Source organism: Hypericibacter adhaerens (genome assembly GCF_008728835.1).
Classification (GTDB): domain Bacteria; phylum Pseudomonadota; class Alphaproteobacteria; order Dongiales; family Dongiaceae; genus Hypericibacter; species Hypericibacter adhaerens.
On sequence record NZ_CP042582.1, the window covers coordinates 2,135,001 to 2,149,147 of the forward strand.

The 14,147-nt window shown below is 63.8% G+C and carries 13 protein-coding genes (1 of these 13 only partly in view); 1 reads left to right on the top strand and 12 read right to left on the bottom strand.

Annotation, left to right across the window (positions count from 1 at the left end):
* The 5 genes in view from FRZ61_RS26920 to FRZ61_RS09325 are tightly spaced (at most 3 nt apart) and all read right to left on the bottom strand, a layout consistent with a single transcriptional unit that may run on beyond the window.
* Positions 1 to 9, bottom strand: partial view of a ubiquitin-conjugating enzyme E2 gene (locus tag FRZ61_RS26920; RefSeq protein WP_151120766.1) — the 5' portion only. 633 nt of this gene lie to the left of the window's left edge; only the first 9 of its 642 coding nucleotides appear in the window; its start codon is at positions 7 to 9; its stop codon lies off the left edge, out of view.
* Complete coding sequence (locus FRZ61_RS09310) at positions 6 to 266, bottom strand: hypothetical protein (protein ID WP_151116863.1); 261 nt, start codon at positions 264 to 266, stop codon at positions 6 to 8. Before FRZ61_RS09310 ends, FRZ61_RS26920 begins: the two co-directional genes overlap by 4 nt.
* A complete protein-coding gene (locus FRZ61_RS09315) occupies positions 259 to 1,359 on the bottom strand; it encodes a ThiF family adenylyltransferase (RefSeq protein ID WP_151116865.1) in 1,101 nt (366 codons plus the stop codon). Before FRZ61_RS09315 ends, FRZ61_RS09310 begins: the two co-directional genes overlap by 8 nt.
* A 3-nt stretch (positions 1,360 to 1,362) precedes the next feature.
* Complete coding sequence (locus FRZ61_RS09320; protein WP_151116867.1) at positions 1,363 to 1,599, bottom strand: J domain-containing protein; 237 nt, start codon at positions 1,597 to 1,599, stop codon at positions 1,363 to 1,365.
* Positions 1,599 to 2,384, bottom strand: coding sequence for a hypothetical protein (locus FRZ61_RS09325; protein ID WP_151116869.1), 786 nt, complete (start codon positions 2,382 to 2,384; stop codon positions 1,599 to 1,601). The genes FRZ61_RS09320 and FRZ61_RS09325 overlap by 1 nt, the downstream gene beginning before the upstream one ends.
* 1,172 nt (positions 2,385 to 3,556) lie before the next feature.
* Here FRZ61_RS09325 and FRZ61_RS09330 point away from each other — a divergent pair.
* Positions 3,557 to 5,272 (top strand): cation:proton antiporter domain-containing protein, encoded by a 1,716-nt coding sequence (locus tag FRZ61_RS09330; protein WP_151116871.1) that lies wholly within the window; start codon positions 3,557 to 3,559, stop codon positions 5,270 to 5,272.
* A 537-nt stretch (positions 5,273 to 5,809) separates the two neighbouring features.
* Here FRZ61_RS09330 and FRZ61_RS09335 read toward each other — a convergent pair.
* From FRZ61_RS09335 to FRZ61_RS09365, 7 genes are all read right to left on the bottom strand, one after another.
* The gene (locus FRZ61_RS09335) at positions 5,810 to 6,541 is read right to left on the bottom strand and encodes an ABC transporter ATP-binding protein (protein WP_151116873.1); all 732 of its coding nucleotides are present in this window, start codon (positions 6,539 to 6,541) and stop codon (positions 5,810 to 5,812) included.
* Positions 6,538 to 7,287, bottom strand: coding sequence for an ABC transporter ATP-binding protein (locus tag FRZ61_RS09340; protein ID WP_151116875.1), 750 nt, complete (start codon positions 7,285 to 7,287; stop codon positions 6,538 to 6,540). The genes FRZ61_RS09335 and FRZ61_RS09340 overlap by 4 nt, the downstream gene beginning before the upstream one ends.
* The gene (locus tag FRZ61_RS09345; protein ID WP_151116877.1) at positions 7,284 to 8,246 is read right to left on the bottom strand and encodes a branched-chain amino acid ABC transporter permease; all 963 of its coding nucleotides are present in this window, start codon (positions 8,244 to 8,246) and stop codon (positions 7,284 to 7,286) included. Before FRZ61_RS09345 ends, FRZ61_RS09340 begins: the two co-directional genes overlap by 4 nt.
* Complete coding sequence (locus tag FRZ61_RS09350; protein ID WP_151116879.1) at positions 8,246 to 9,112, bottom strand: branched-chain amino acid ABC transporter permease; 867 nt, start codon at positions 9,110 to 9,112, stop codon at positions 8,246 to 8,248. Before FRZ61_RS09350 ends, FRZ61_RS09345 begins: the two co-directional genes overlap by 1 nt.
* A 157-nt stretch (positions 9,113 to 9,269) precedes the next feature.
* Positions 9,270 to 10,538 (bottom strand): ABC transporter substrate-binding protein, encoded by a 1,269-nt coding sequence (locus tag FRZ61_RS09355; protein WP_151116881.1) that lies wholly within the window; start codon positions 10,536 to 10,538, stop codon positions 9,270 to 9,272.
* A gap of 434 nt (positions 10,539 to 10,972) precedes the next feature.
* A complete protein-coding gene (locus FRZ61_RS09360) occupies positions 10,973 to 12,619 on the bottom strand; it encodes an acetolactate synthase large subunit (protein WP_151116883.1) in 1,647 nt (548 codons plus the stop codon).
* A 189-nt stretch (positions 12,620 to 12,808) separates the two neighbouring features.
* The gene (locus FRZ61_RS09365; protein WP_151116885.1) at positions 12,809 to 14,101 is read right to left on the bottom strand and encodes a polyamine ABC transporter substrate-binding protein; all 1,293 of its coding nucleotides are present in this window, start codon (positions 14,099 to 14,101) and stop codon (positions 12,809 to 12,811) included.
* Positions 14,102 to 14,147: the final 46 nt, after the last annotated feature.

Here is a 14,147-nt window from a genome sequence, read left to right on the forward strand (position 1 = left end):
TGCGCTCACAAAGAAGCTCCCGCGACGAGAACAGGCTGGATCTCAAGGATGTCCCCCTCCTTCACAGCATTGGCCGCAAGCGTTTGGCCCGGATTCATCGTCTTGCCCGAAGTCGCGTTCGTCAAACTATAATCCGTGTCATGCGGCAGCTTCCAATTGTCGATAGCGGCTTGGATAACATCAGAGCCGTTTGTCGTATCGACAAGGTTCACTTCCGCCTTTCGCGTTTGATCAGCAGTTCTCACGATGATCTTTAGTTCAGGCATTTCCCCCTCGCATCTCGACGATCAATGGTGGTTCTGTACGACAGACGAGAAACTTACACGGCATGCTCCGCCCGCTAAAGCGCCCAACGATCTCACCTAAGGTGAAATGATCGCGAATATCGAGGATCACGTCGTCCGGCCGCTCGCTAATCGTCGCTGGAAACGTGTCGTCAAACTTGCTAGCAGACTCCCACACGATGGTCTCGCTTCCATCGACGGTGTAGCTGACTAAGATTGGCTCACTCGCCTCAATGGCGATCTCCGCATCCAGTGCGAGTTTCTCATCCACAATCAGACGATCACTGGCCAGCAATCGGGCTGTTTCGGGCAGGCGCTGGCAGCATGGGCACTCCGGGTTAATGCCTACGGTGTTCCGCGAACTGGTTCCAGCTATCGTGTCGATAAGTATCTTGGCGGACTGCGCCTCTGTTGCGCCGCCGAAGCGCAGACCGAGCGAGACGGCCACGCTTGAGGCCGCGGACGCCGTGATGATCGTCGTCGGGATCTTACCCTCAATGAAGGAGGCCTTCTTCAACCAGCCACAGGAGTAGCGCTTGCTAATCTTCTGGTAGACAGATGGTGGCAGGGCGCATTCATAGCATCCGCCCTGTTGTCCGGAGCCGAACGGGAAGAGCTCGACGCTTCCATAGCGACTATCAAGCCCGACCACGACCAGGTCCTTCTTCGCAAGATAGGCGAGCGTATTGCATCGGATTCGCGCTTCAAAATTATCGACACAGCAGAAAATAGTTGTGGTCGCGTTCAGTAGATCGAATGTGAGAGTTTTCCAGAAGTCGCCGACATAGGCATTCGCTCGGACGCCGGGGTCGAGTTCCTGGACACGTTGCGCCGCCACGCTCGCCTTCGTCTGGCCAATATCGGAATCCCGAAACAGGACGCTTCGGGTCAGGTTGTGTTCTTCGATCGTGTCGGGATCGAAGACGTCGATGATCCCGACGCCGAGGAGGGCGAGGTTCTTCATCACCTCGTTGCCGACCGCGCCTGCGCCAATGACAGCGATACGGGCGGCCTTAAGAGCGTCTTGTGTGAACCAATCGATGGCTGAATGGCGAAGATAGCGACCGTCCGTCATCCGCTATTCCCTCGTCAATCGCGCATAAGCGTCGTTGATAATCTTCAGCGCCTCTTCGCTGTAGCTGCGCATAAATGGATCGACCGAATCCGGATGGTAGGTCTTCACGAGTTCCCGATAGCGGGTTTTGATCTCGACGATTGATGCTGTGTCGGCAACACCCAAGATCTCACGCGGTGTTCTGGCCCGCATCTCATCGAGCTTGCTCGGAAGCGGCCCTTTCTTATTTGTCCACTGCATCAGCGCACGCTCAGAATCATGCTTCGATCATTGATGATGATCTCAGGACCCCACCGGTTGTGATTGATGAGGAGGCCACGCACACGGATAGTCCTTCCCTTCATTCCTAAGATAAATTGTGGCCCACCCGAATTTCGGATCGATCCCCGGAAGAAGACGAGTTTGAAACCTTCCGCCCATTTTTTGCGCTCAAACATGACGGCAAAGTCAGACCCACGCCGACTGGTCCGAACTTCGACAACACGGCCTTCGAAAGTGACGACCTGACCAAAATGAGATCGGAAATTCCCCAGCGTCACGAGGCTCGGCGTGTAGTCCCGTCCATCGGTCGGCCGCGCCTGGGCACCAACCGGGTGAATAGCCGCGGCTTGGCACGCAACGCATCGACTTCCGTTCTCCGCTCGGATGAGATCGAAGCTTTCCGTGTGGTAGAATACTTTGCATGCCCCGCATTGGTAGAGTCCCCTTTTTTCGTTGAGGGCCTCGCCGGTAAAGGCGTCGTGCAGCCCCTTCAGGTCGCGGGGAGCAGCGGTCGAGCCTGATCCAATCTCACCAAATTTGATGCTGCTGCTGCCGGCGGGACGCGCAGGGCGGTAGGTATTCTTCGCCTGCGGGGTAGCGGTTGTGGTGGACCGCTCCTGGGGCGAAAGGTTGGGCCGGCTTGGGCGACGGCTTCGCCAAGGCTTATTTAGCAGCCATATGGCGAGGACGATGGCCGCAATGACTAAAAAACCTTCCATGACCAGAAGGGTCTTGTCCCCATCCTCAATGGCGGTCGGGGGCAATTCGCTCCAGCCGCATCATCTCATGTTCAGGCAGACCGATTTGGTTGTAAATTGCCCAGAAAGCTTAATGCCTCGAATACGTTATTGAGGTTTCACCTCCATGGGGGCGGTGGGTCACGGTGTTAGCTGAGCGATGGCGTGGGTTGCCGACCTAATTGAACATGCAGCCCGGCAAACCGCTCGAGCCCGTCGTAGGTATTGGGCGATCCCGGTACGTGATCGACCCGTCACTATTCGATAGGCCGGTATTGGAAGATACGTGGAAGGGGGCGCAGGGCGACGCGCGGATTATAGATCCGGCGGCGGTCTATCGCGCTCTGGATGGTAGGATACAAATTGATCTGACTTACGACCAAACGACACAAGTCCTGGCTACCTTCCGTCTTCAGTTGAAGAACCGCTCACTCGGCAGTATTCGTCCTCCGCCCGATAACTATTGCCCAGTCACAGTCGTATAACCCGGCAGCGGGTTTTGACTGCAAGTGGACACGGCAAATTAAGGTGATTGCGGGTCCCCGCAACCACAACACAAGCCCCCAGGCCAAACGCGGGCAGGGCTCGCTTGTCTTGTCGAACCGGCTTCTCGGCGGACGCCTGAAGCACTATCTTCGCTTGATATTGTTCATGTTTTGTTCTATGATGCCAGAGAACGAAGATTTGGTCGCCGCTATCGTCGGCGCTTGATCGCGGCCTGATACGGCCCTGATCCGGGCCTGTTATTCGAGACCTCCGTAAACCGAGGGATGCCTGAAAAAGGGCCTGTCTCCAGCGACTTGGAAAAGCTCGGCGCGGACCGACTCTTGTAAAGGCCCTGTTCTCAGGCGAAGTCGGCCGATGGCGAGCGGCTCGGCGGGTCATCTCAAGTCCGCCGAAGGCCCGTTGGGGTAAGGGAGCGACCTGCAGCCGTCCATCACGCTGCAGCTCGTTTCGCCGCGCGTCGGCCGAGCCGAAGCCCGAAAGGCATCTCGCCGTTGCCGCGGTTCGGCGCCGTTCTTTCCGTTTTTGCTGAAGGAGAGGTTGCTTTCCTATTTTCATGATCTTCCTGAGTTTTGGCGCCTCCGGCATTGGTCGCTGGCCCGGGAGCGTCGGATCAGGTATGGGGGAATGATGGCGCCGGTTGAGAAGGCCGGTCTTGCCATGTCGGGAGCGATGGGAGGGGGGACTGGCGGCGCATGCATGACGAGGCACTTCTGATCGCGACCGTGGCCATGGCCTTCGTGCTGGCCTTCGGCTTCGGCTTCCTCGCCTATCATCTGCGCCTGCCGCCGCTGGTCGGTTACCTGCTGGCCGGGGTGGCGCTCGGACCCTTCACGCCGGGTTTCGTTGCCGACAGCGGCATGGCCGGGCAGCTCGCCGAGATGGGCGTGATCCTTCTCATGTTCGGCGTCGGTCTCCATTTCTCCGCCGCCGACCTCATGGCCGTGCGCTGGGTCGCCGTCCCGGGCGCCATCGGCCAGATCCTGCTGGCGACGCTGCTGGGCACGGGCATGGCCATGGCCTGGGGCTGGAGCCTCGGCGCCGGCATCGTGCTCGGCCTCTGCCTCTCGGTCGCGAGCACGGTGGTGCTGCTGCGGGCGCTCGAGGATCGCAACCAGGTGACGAGCGCCAATGGCCGCATCGCCGTCGGCTGGCTGATCGTGGAGGACCTGGCGATGGTGCTGGCGCTGGTGCTGCTGCCGGCCTTCGCCGAGCTCCTGGGCGGCCAGGCCGGCGAGCATGCCGCCGAGGGCAATCTCCTGGTCAATCTCCTGATCACGCTGGGCAAGGTCGCGGCTTTCGTCACGGTCGCGATCCTGCTGGGTCCCAAGCTGGTGCCCTGGTTGCTCAAGCAGGTGGCGCGCACCGGCTCGCGCGAGCTCTTCACGCTCTCGGTCCTGGCGGTGGCGCTCGGGATCGCCTATGGCTCGGCCAAGCTCTTCGGCGTCTCCTTCGCGCTCGGCGCCTTCTTCGCCGGCGTGGTCTTGAGCGAATCCCATTTCAGCCATCGCGCCGCGGCGGACTCGTTGCCGCTCCAGGATGCCTTCGCCATCCTGTTCTTCGTCTCGGTCGGCATGCTGTTCGACCCCTCGATCCTGATCCGCGAGCCGCTGGCCGTCCTGGCGGTGCTTCTCCTGATCATCATCGGCAAGTCGATCCTGGCCTTCCTGATCGTCATCATCATGGGCTACCCGAAATCGACGGCGCTCACCGTCTCGGCCAGCCTCGCGCAGATCGGCGAGTTCTCCTTCATCCTGGCCGGGCTCGGAGTCTCCATGGGCCTGATGCCGGGCGAGGGCCGCGACCTGATCCTTGCCGGCGCCCTGCTGTCGATCACGCTCAATCCGCTGGCCTTCGGCGCGGTGGACAGGCTGCTCGCCTGGATGCGGCGCGGAACCTATGGCGAGAAGCGCCTCGCCCGCCTGCAGGGGCAGCTCGCCGAGCTGCGCAAGCGCACCGAGGCGCGCGAGGCCGAGCATGGGCTGCAGCTCAAGAACCTGGTCGAGCTGTTCCCGATCTTCGCCGATCTCGACGCCCAGGCGCGCGAGGATCTCCTGCTGCTGTTCCGCCCGCGCACCGCGGCACCCGGCGAGCGGATCATCCGCAAGGGCGACCGTCCGGACGCCGCCTATTTCATCTCCAAGGGGGGCGTGCAGGTGAGTGTGGGCGGGCGCGAGATTCCGCTCGGCCCCGGCGAGTTCTTCGGCGAGATGGCGCTGCTCAGCGGCGCCCGCCGGTCGGCGGACGTCACCGCGACCGACTACTGCCAGCTCCTCATGCTCGACCAGCGCGAGTTCCGTACCTTCGTGGCGCGGCACCCGCGGCTGCGCGAGCATCTGGACGAGCTGGCTGCCCAGCGCAGCGCCATGAACCGCGACGGTGCCGAGCCGAACTCCGTCCCGGCGGCCTGAAGCATTCCGACCTGCCTGCGGGCGATATTCCTGAGAGGCGCTGGCGTGCTGTCCGATCGAGACGGATCGGATGGTGCTCCAGGCGTGGTCGAAGATGATGTCGCTGTTCCGCGTCGCCGCCGCGCTGGCTCGGTGTCGGGAGGTGCCGCGGCAATAGCCCGCTTGACATTGTTCTCTTTTTGTTCTAAATATAATAGCTTTGCGTGTGGGCCGCCGTCGCCATCCTCAAGCGCCTGATCCTTGCCTGAGAGGCCCCTGTTCCGAGCCTGTTTTTCGAGTGCTCTGTAAGCTGACTATCGCTTTGAAAACGACTTATTTTCAATGGCTTGAAAAATATTGGTGGCAGGAGATCCCTGCAAAGGCCCTGTTCTCAGGCGAATCCGTGAAAATCCCATGGGAGGAAGTGAAACCCATGGCATGCGGGAAGGGCAAATCGCGGATTTCTGGCGGCGATAGCCGGCGAAGGCGGCGGAGAAAAGCGCGAGGTTGCCAGAGGAATCTGGCGCGGTTCCCGATCCCCCTTGATCGTGAACCGCGTTAGGCCCGGCCTGCGGGCGGCGCCCATTCCTCCGCGCTGGCACCGGCCAGGGCGCGCACGCGCTGCTCGTCCTTGGCGAATTCGGCGGCGGGGCCGGAGAACACCACCTTGCCGTCATCCAGCACATAGGCGCGATCGGCGATCTCGACCGCCGCCCGCACGTTCTGCTCCACCAGCAGGACCGAGATTCCCTCCTGGCGCATCGATTTCACGACCCGGAACACTTCCTGCACGATCAGCGGCGCCAGGCCCTGCGACGGCTCGTCCAGCACCAGGATCTTCGGGTTCAGCAGCAGGGCGCGGGCGATCGCCAGCATCTCCTGCTCGCCGCCCGAGAGCTGGCGGCCCTTGTTGGTCTTGCGCTGGGCGAGGCGCGGGAAGAGTTGGTAGATGCGCGGGATGTCCCAGGGGCCTGGCCGCTCGATCGGCACGCGCAGGTTCTCGTCGACGGTGAGGTTGGGGAAGATCCGCCGGCCTTCCGGTACATAGCCCAGCCCCAGCCGGGCGATGCGGAAGGGCGGCCAGTCGGTGGTGGCCTGACCGAAGATGCGCACGGCGCCCTCGCGCGCGCGGGTCAGCCCGACCAGGCTGCGCAGCGTCGTCGTCTTGCCGGCGCCGTTGCGGCCGAGCAGGGTGACGATCTCGCCTTCGCGCAGCTCGAGGCTCACGCCATGCAGGATGTGGCTCTTGCCGTAATAGGTGTGGAGACCCTCGACCTCGAGCGCGCTCATGCCACCTTCCCCAGATAGGCGGCCTGGACGGCCTCGTTCGCCGCGATCTCGCCGGGCGTGCCTTCGGCCAGCATCGTGCCCTCGGCCAGGACCATGATGCGGTCGGCCAGATGGAACACGACCCGCATATCGTGCTCGATCAGCACGATCGAGAGCTTCTGGTCCTTGTGCAGCCTGCGGATGAGCTGGGTGACGTCATAGGTTTCCTGCTCGCCCATGCCGGCCGTCGGCTCGTCCAGGAGCAGCAGGCGTGGCTTGAGGGCGAGCGCCATCATGATCTCGGTCGCGCGCTGGTCGCCATGGGAGAGCTCGCCCACCAGACGGTTCGCCTTGTCGGCGAGCCCGCCCTGGCGCAGGAGCTCGGTGACGCGGGCCTGGACCTCGGTATCGGCGTGGCGCGAGAGCCAGGTCCGGGTGCGGTAGCCCGAGGCGACCTCGACCGCGATCCGGAGATTCTCCCGCGTCGTCATCTCGGGGAAGACCTCGGTGATCTGGAAGGTCCGGGCAATGCCGCGCCAGACCCGCCGGGCCGGGAGCAGCGCCGAGATATCCTCGCCGTCGAACAGGATGCGGCCGGAGGACTGCGTCAGGAATCCGCTGATGAGGTTGAAGAAGGTGGTCTTGCCGGCGCCGTTGGGCCCGATCACGGCCCGGAGCTCGCCGGGCTCGACGGTCATCGAGACGTTGTTGACGGCGACCAGCTCGCCGAAGCGCTTCGAGACGTTCTCGACCTTGAGCAGGGTCACGATCCGCTCCTGCGCTTGATGAGGCCGAGCACGCCGCGCGGGAAGAACAGCACGATCAGCACGAAGAACAGGCCCACGAAGGACATCCAGTTCTCGGTGTGGCTCGAGACATAGTCCTGCAGCACCAGGAAGATCGCGGCGCCGATGAGCGGGCCCCAGAAGCTGCGCATGCCGCCCAGCACCGCCATGATGACGAAGTTCCCCGACTGGTCCCAGCGGATGGCGCGCGGGTCGATGAAGTCGTTCAGCAGCGCATAGAGGCAGCCGGCGACGCTGACGAAGAAGCAGGAGACCACCCAGGAGATCCAGATATGGCGGTCGATGGGGATGCCCAGGAACCGGGCGCGGCGCTCGTTCTCGCGGATCGCCATCAGGGTGCGGCCGAAGGGCGAGCGCAGCAGGAAGGCCATGGCACCGGCACAAATCGCGAAGATCGCCAGCACGAAGTAATAGAGCGCCTTGTTCTCGTGCAGGATATCGAGGGTGCCGATGCCGAAATCGATCGGTTGGCGCTGCCAGGCGCTGAGCCCGTCGTCGCCGCCGGTGACCGAGCTCCATTTGAAGGAGATGAAATAGAACACCTGGCCGAAGGCGATCGTCACCATGGCGAAGTAGACGCCGCGCAGCCTGATGATCAGCGGCCCGATCAGCCCGGCCGCCACGGTCCCGGCGACGATGCCGACCAGCATCGCCACGGGCGTGCTGGGGTAGAGATACTTGATGGTCAGGGCGGTGCCGTAGCCGCCGAGGCCGAAATAGGCGGCGTGGCCGAAGGACAGCACGCCCGTGTAGCCCAGCAGGAAGTTGAGCGCCATCGCGGCCAGCGCGTAGATCACCACGCGCGTGCCGAGCTCGACATAGCCGCCGATGCTCACCAGCCAGAACGGCGCCGTCAGCAGCAGCAGCCAGACCAGGGCGTTGCCGATATGCTTGTCGATATGTTTGTCGATCGCAGGCATCAGAAGCGACCCTCCTCGCCCAGGAGGCCTCGCGGCCTGACGATCAGCACCGCCGCCATGATCACGTAGATCACGGCCTCGCTCGCGGAGGGAAAGAACACGGTGGTGATGCCGGAGGCGGCACCGATCAGAAGGCCGCCGGCCAGCGTGCCCGGCAGGCTGCCGAGGCCGCCGACGATGATCGAGATGAAGCTCGGCATGATCAGGGAGTCGCCGATGGTGGGCTGGAGGCCCAGCATGCCGGCGGCAAGGACGCCGGCGAGCCCCGCCAGATAGATGCCGAGGCCGAAATTGAGGTTGCGCAGCACCCGCACATTGACGCCCAGCACCGAGACGGTCTCCAGATCCAGCGTCCCGGCGCGGATGCGCAAGCCCAGCCGGGTCCGGTTCAGGATCACGAAGAGTCCGATCACCACCAGGGCCACCAGCACGATCATGAAGACGCGATAGCCGGTGAGGAAGAACAGGCTCGTGCTGAGGGGTGCCGCGAGCACGCCCGGGATCTGGTAGGGGAGGCTCTGTGCTCCCCAGATGAAGCGCGTGCCGTCCTGGATCATGAAGGCGAGGCCGAAGGTCAGCAGCAGGCCATAGAGCGGATCGCGCCCATAGAGACGGCGGATCAGGACGCGCTCGATCGCGACGCCGATGAAGGCGACGAGGAACGGCGAGACCAGCAGCGCGCCCCAGAAGCCGATATAGGGGATGAGCGTATAGGCGAGATAGCCGCCGATCGCCAGGAAGCCGCCATGGGCGAAATTGATCACGCCCGACAGGTTGAGGATGAGCGACAACCCCAGCGCCATCAGCGCGTAGAAGGCGCCGATGATGAGGCCGTTCATGAGATTGAAGAGCACCAGCGTCGTCATGCGGCGTTCCTGAAACTTCCCTTCAAAGGTCGGCCCGGGCGCAGCTCACGGCGCAGCCTCGAGCGACACAGCGACAGGTACTGGAATTGGAAGGTCGTTTCCTGGCCGGAACGGGCAGGCGCCGCGACCGGCGCGGCGCCCGCCGTTCCCGTCCAGTTTAGGACGGCCATGTCATCTTGCAACCGGTGTCGGCGATCGGCAGCGCCGCCTCGTCGCCCTTCACCAGCTGGCTGACCTTGAACAGGTCCGCCGGGTCCCCGCCGGACGGCGCCTGCTGCGCCGAGCCCACAAACAGCGTCGGCATCAGCTGGTTGTCGCCTTCGCGGTAATAGGCCTTGTTCGGCATCAGCGCGATCTCCGGCGGCAGCTCGAGCCCTTGCATGGCCTTGGCCATCTTGGCGGTCTCGAGCGACTTCGCCGCCTCGGCCGCCAGCTTGCAGGTCTGGACCGAGGCATAGCCGAACCAGGTGCGGGCGGTCGGCACCTTGCCACCGCTTACCTTGCGGATGTCGGCGACGAACTGTTCGACATGCGGCACGCCGGGCTGGTTCCAATACCATTCGAACACCCAGTCGCCGATGAGCGCTTCGGGCGGCAATCCCATCAGCACCTCGAGCTCCTGCTGCGCGCCCGCGATGTGGGTTTTCTGATTGAGGCCGAATTGCACCGCCTGCTTGAGGCAGTTGATCATGTCGTCGCCCGCGAGCAGCAGCACGATGGCGTCGGGGCTGGTCGACTGGGCCTTGATCAGGTTGGCCGAGAAATCCGTCGTGCTCAACGGCGTGAGGTCGCCGCCCAGCTTGGTGCCGCCGGCGGCGTTCAGGCTGGCTTCGAAACCGGCCTGAAGGCCGTGGCCGAACGCATAGTCGGTGGTGATGAAATACCACTTCTTGCCGTAGCTGCTGAGCAGCAGCTTGGACACCGAGTTGGTCTCCATGCGCGTGGTGTTGCAGACACGGAAGACGTTCCAGTGGCACTGCGTACCGGTGACGGTGTCGACATGGCCGCCGGGCACGATATGCAGAACGCCCTTCTCATTGGCGTAGTTGGCCATGGCCTGGGCGAGGGCGGAGTTGATGTTGCCGAGAAGGAAATTGACCTTGTCGCGCTCGACCAGCTTGGTCGCCTTCTGCACAGCCGTGGCCGCGTCGCCGCTGGTCGAATCCTCGACCAGCAGCTCGACCTGGCGGCCGAGGATTCCGCCCTGGGCATTGATCTGGTCGACAGCGAGCTGGGCGCCGATCTGCTCGTTCTTGCCGAGCGCGGCATAGGTGCCGGTCAGCGGGTTGTCGAGACCGATCTTGACCGTCTCATCCGCGCGTGCGCTGAGGATGAAGGGCGATGCGACTTGCGCGATGCCCGCGGCCGCGGCGGCTTTGAGAAGGCTACGCCGATCGAGCCTCCCGAACAAGCTTCCGTTCGTCATGGTAGGTTTCCTCCGCAGAATTGTTTGAGCTTGTTTTGATGGTCATGGCAGCCGGATTCACCCACACTCCCCGCCGGGAATGGTAGGCGAGAATGGACTTTGGGCAAGCGGTGATAGCGAGGCGGGCAGCCGACATTTGGATGAGGGAATTCAACCGGGAAGGGTGCTCAAGAAATGGGCACGCTTTGACTCATGCGTCGGCACACATTCTGCTGCGAACGCGTTCGAGTGCCATCCGACTTTAGTCGGAAGCGATCGCCGACGCGGCGTGGCGGGCACGATGGACGGCGACCGCCAGCCCCTTGATCGACAAGGGATGGCGCCGGTCAAGCCTCAAATCCGTGACCGTCCACCCCGTGTGATGTGTTCATGACAGACGGCGCCGCGCCGTCTTCCCGCGATCGGGGGCGTGCCCCCGACCGCGTCGTCCGCGGTCAAAGGGCGCCGGACACGGGCAGCCGCTCCCGCAACTCGTCGACCAGGACGCGGATATTTTCGGAATAGTCGATCGGCACCGTGACCAGCTGCACGCCGCCCTCCCTGAAGGCGCGTTCCAGCGTCGGCGCGAAGTCGCCGATGGCGCTCACCCGCGTGCCCTTGGCGCCATAGGCCTCGGCATATTTGACGAAGTCCGGGTTGTTGAAGGTCATGCCGAAATCGGGAAACCGGTCGACGGCCTGCTTCCAGCGGATCATGCCGTAGGCGCCGTCCTCGATCACCAGCACCACCAGGTTGAGCTTGAGCCGGACGGCGGTCGCCATCTCCTGGCTGTTCATCATGAAGCCGCCATCGCCGCACACCGCCATCACGCGCCGGTCGGGATGGAGCATCGCGGCGACGATCGCCGAAGGCAGACCCGCCCCCATGGTGGCGAGCGCGTTGTCGAGCAGCAGCGTGTTGGCGACGCGGGTCCGGTAGTTCCGCGCGAACCAGATCTTGTACATGCCGTTATCGAGCGCCACGATCCCGTCCGGGGGAATGACCTGGCGGATGTCATGCACCAGCCGCTGCGGCGTGAAACGATCCTCGGTGGCGCGGGCGGCGATGCGGGCGAGGATGCCTTCGCGCAACGGCAGCAGGGCCTGGGCCTGGGGCAGCCGGCCTTCGACGCGGTCGGCCAGGAGCCGCAGCGAGGGGCCGAGATCGCCGATCACCTCGGCCTGCGGGAAATAGACCTGTTCCACGTGGGCCGGCTGGTAGCCGACATGCACGACCTGGGGACCGCCGGCGCCCATGATGAAGGGTGGTTTCTCGACCGTATCGTGGCCGATGGTGACGATGAGATCGGCCCGCTCGATCGCCTCATGGACATAGTCGCGTTCCGACAGCGCGGCGGTGCCCATATAGAGCTCCGTGCCGCCGGGCACCGTGCCCTTGCCCATCTGGGTGGTGAAGTAGGGGATGCCGGTGCGCAGCACGAACTGGGCGAGATCGCCCGTCATCTGCGGCCGCGAGGCGGCGGCGCCGACCATGACCAGCGGACGCCGGGCACCCAGGATCAGCGCGGCGGCTCGGTCCAGCGCCTCGGCGCTCGCGAGCGGCCGCTCGACCGGATGGGTCGGAACCAGCGGCACATCCTCGCAGGTCTCGGCCGCGATATCCTCGGGCAGCTCGAGAAGGACGGGACCCGGCCGTTCCTCCTCGGCGGTGCGGAACGCCTCACGCACCAGCGTGGGGATCATCCGCGGCGAGACGATCTGGCGCGCGAGCTTGGTCAGCGGCCGCATGGTCGTGACGATATCCACGACCTGGAAGCGCGCCTGGCGCGAGGAGAGCACGCCCTTCTGCCCCGTGATCATGATCATCGGCCAGGCGCCGAGATGCGCATAGGCGGCGCCGGTCGTCAGGTTGAGGGCGCCAGGCCCTAGCGTGGTGATGCAGACGCCGGGCTTGCCGGTGAGGCGGCCATAGGTCGCCGCCATGAAGGCCGCCGCCTGCTCATGCCGGGTCAGCACCAGCTCGATCGAGGAGCGGCGGATCGATTCCACGACATCGAGGTTCTCCTCGCCCGGAATGCCGAAGATCCGTTCGACCCCCTCATTCTCGAGGGCAGCCACCAGCAGATCGGATCCCTTGCGCATGCGCATCTCCTTGATCATCGAGGCCGGGACAGCGCCGGTGGCGGTCCCGTCCGAAGAGATGGCGATTATAGCCGGGTTTTCCAGGCATCGCAGGGCTGGGGCCATGACCGCCCTGCATCCCGGATCGTCGAATCAAAAGCCCCGGCGCGCGGGCGCCGGGGCTCTTGTCCTCAGACGTAGAGGGAGCGCTCAGCCGCCGGTGAAGCGCGCATAGGCCGATTGCCACAGCTTCAGCCCGTCATTGGTCAGGGCGGCCTCCTGCAGGGAGTCCGGTCCCAGCTGTGCGGGCGTCATGATGGTGGACTGGAGATTGGGCGGGATCAGCTTGCTGTCGACAAGCCGCTCCGGGGTGATCGAGGTGAGCGGCGGCTGATAGCCGTTGTAGTCGACGAAGTTATGATAGGCGTTGTCCTCGTCGAGCAGGAAGTTGAGCCAGAGATGCGCGAGAACCGGCTTCTTGGCGTCGGTGCAGACCGCCCACATGTCGTTCTGGATCGGGCCTTTGCCGGGCGGCGGGCACCAGTACTGGATCTGGGTCGGGTCGCCGCCTTCCGGCATGAAGGCGAGGACGCCGCTCAGCATGTTGCCGGACCAGTTATGGCCGAGCCAGCAGCTGCCTTCCGGGATGGTCTGATACCCGGTGATGTTGACCTTCGGGTTGCAGATGCCGGACAGCGCCAGCAGATCCTGCAAGGCCTTGTCGATGATCTTGGGATCCTCGGTATTGATGTCGTATTCGCCGCGATAGAGCAGCGCCAGGGCGATCGCCTCGCGCGAATCGTCGAGTACCGAGACATAGCCCTTGTATTTCTCGGCGTTCCAGAAGATCGACCAGGGATTTTCGAGCTTGGGGATGTCCTCGGAGACCTTGTCGCTGCGCCAGCCGATTCCGGTCGTGTAGATCGTATAGGGCACCGTGTATTGGGCATCCACGTCGTAGAAGGGGCTCATGAACTGCGGCCAGCAGTTCTTCTTGAGGTTCGGGATATAGTCCTTGTTGATCGGCTGCAGCAGCTTGCCGGCGACGGCCTGCGCCAGGCGGTTGCTGGTGATCTCGGTGACGTCCATGTTCCGCACCGCCTTGGTGGCCAGCCTGGTGATGGCCTGGTCGATGCTGTCGAAGGTGGTCACCTGGACGTTGACGTCATACTTCTTGGCGAAGGCGTCGAGCAGCTTCTTGTCGACATAGTCGGCGTAGTTGAAGATGTTGAAGGTGCCGCCCGTCTCAGGCTTGAGCCCGCTCTTGATCGGGTCCTTGAAGACCGGCAGCTTCACCGGCCGGTTGGGCCGTGCCAGCGGAATGCCGCCCGGGCCGACCGCGCCGCTCGCGGCCGCATCCGCCCAGGCGGAGCCGCCAAGCAGGCGAAGAGCGGCAAGGGAGAGGCCCGCGGTTCGCAGCGCGGTGAAAGCCTCCCGCCGCGACAGTCGGCCCTGCCGTAACGAATACAGGATTTGTCGAGCCTTCCAGTCGTCGTGATCCATCTGCAGCCTCCCAGCTGTGTTGTTGGATGTGATCGAGGATGTCCGT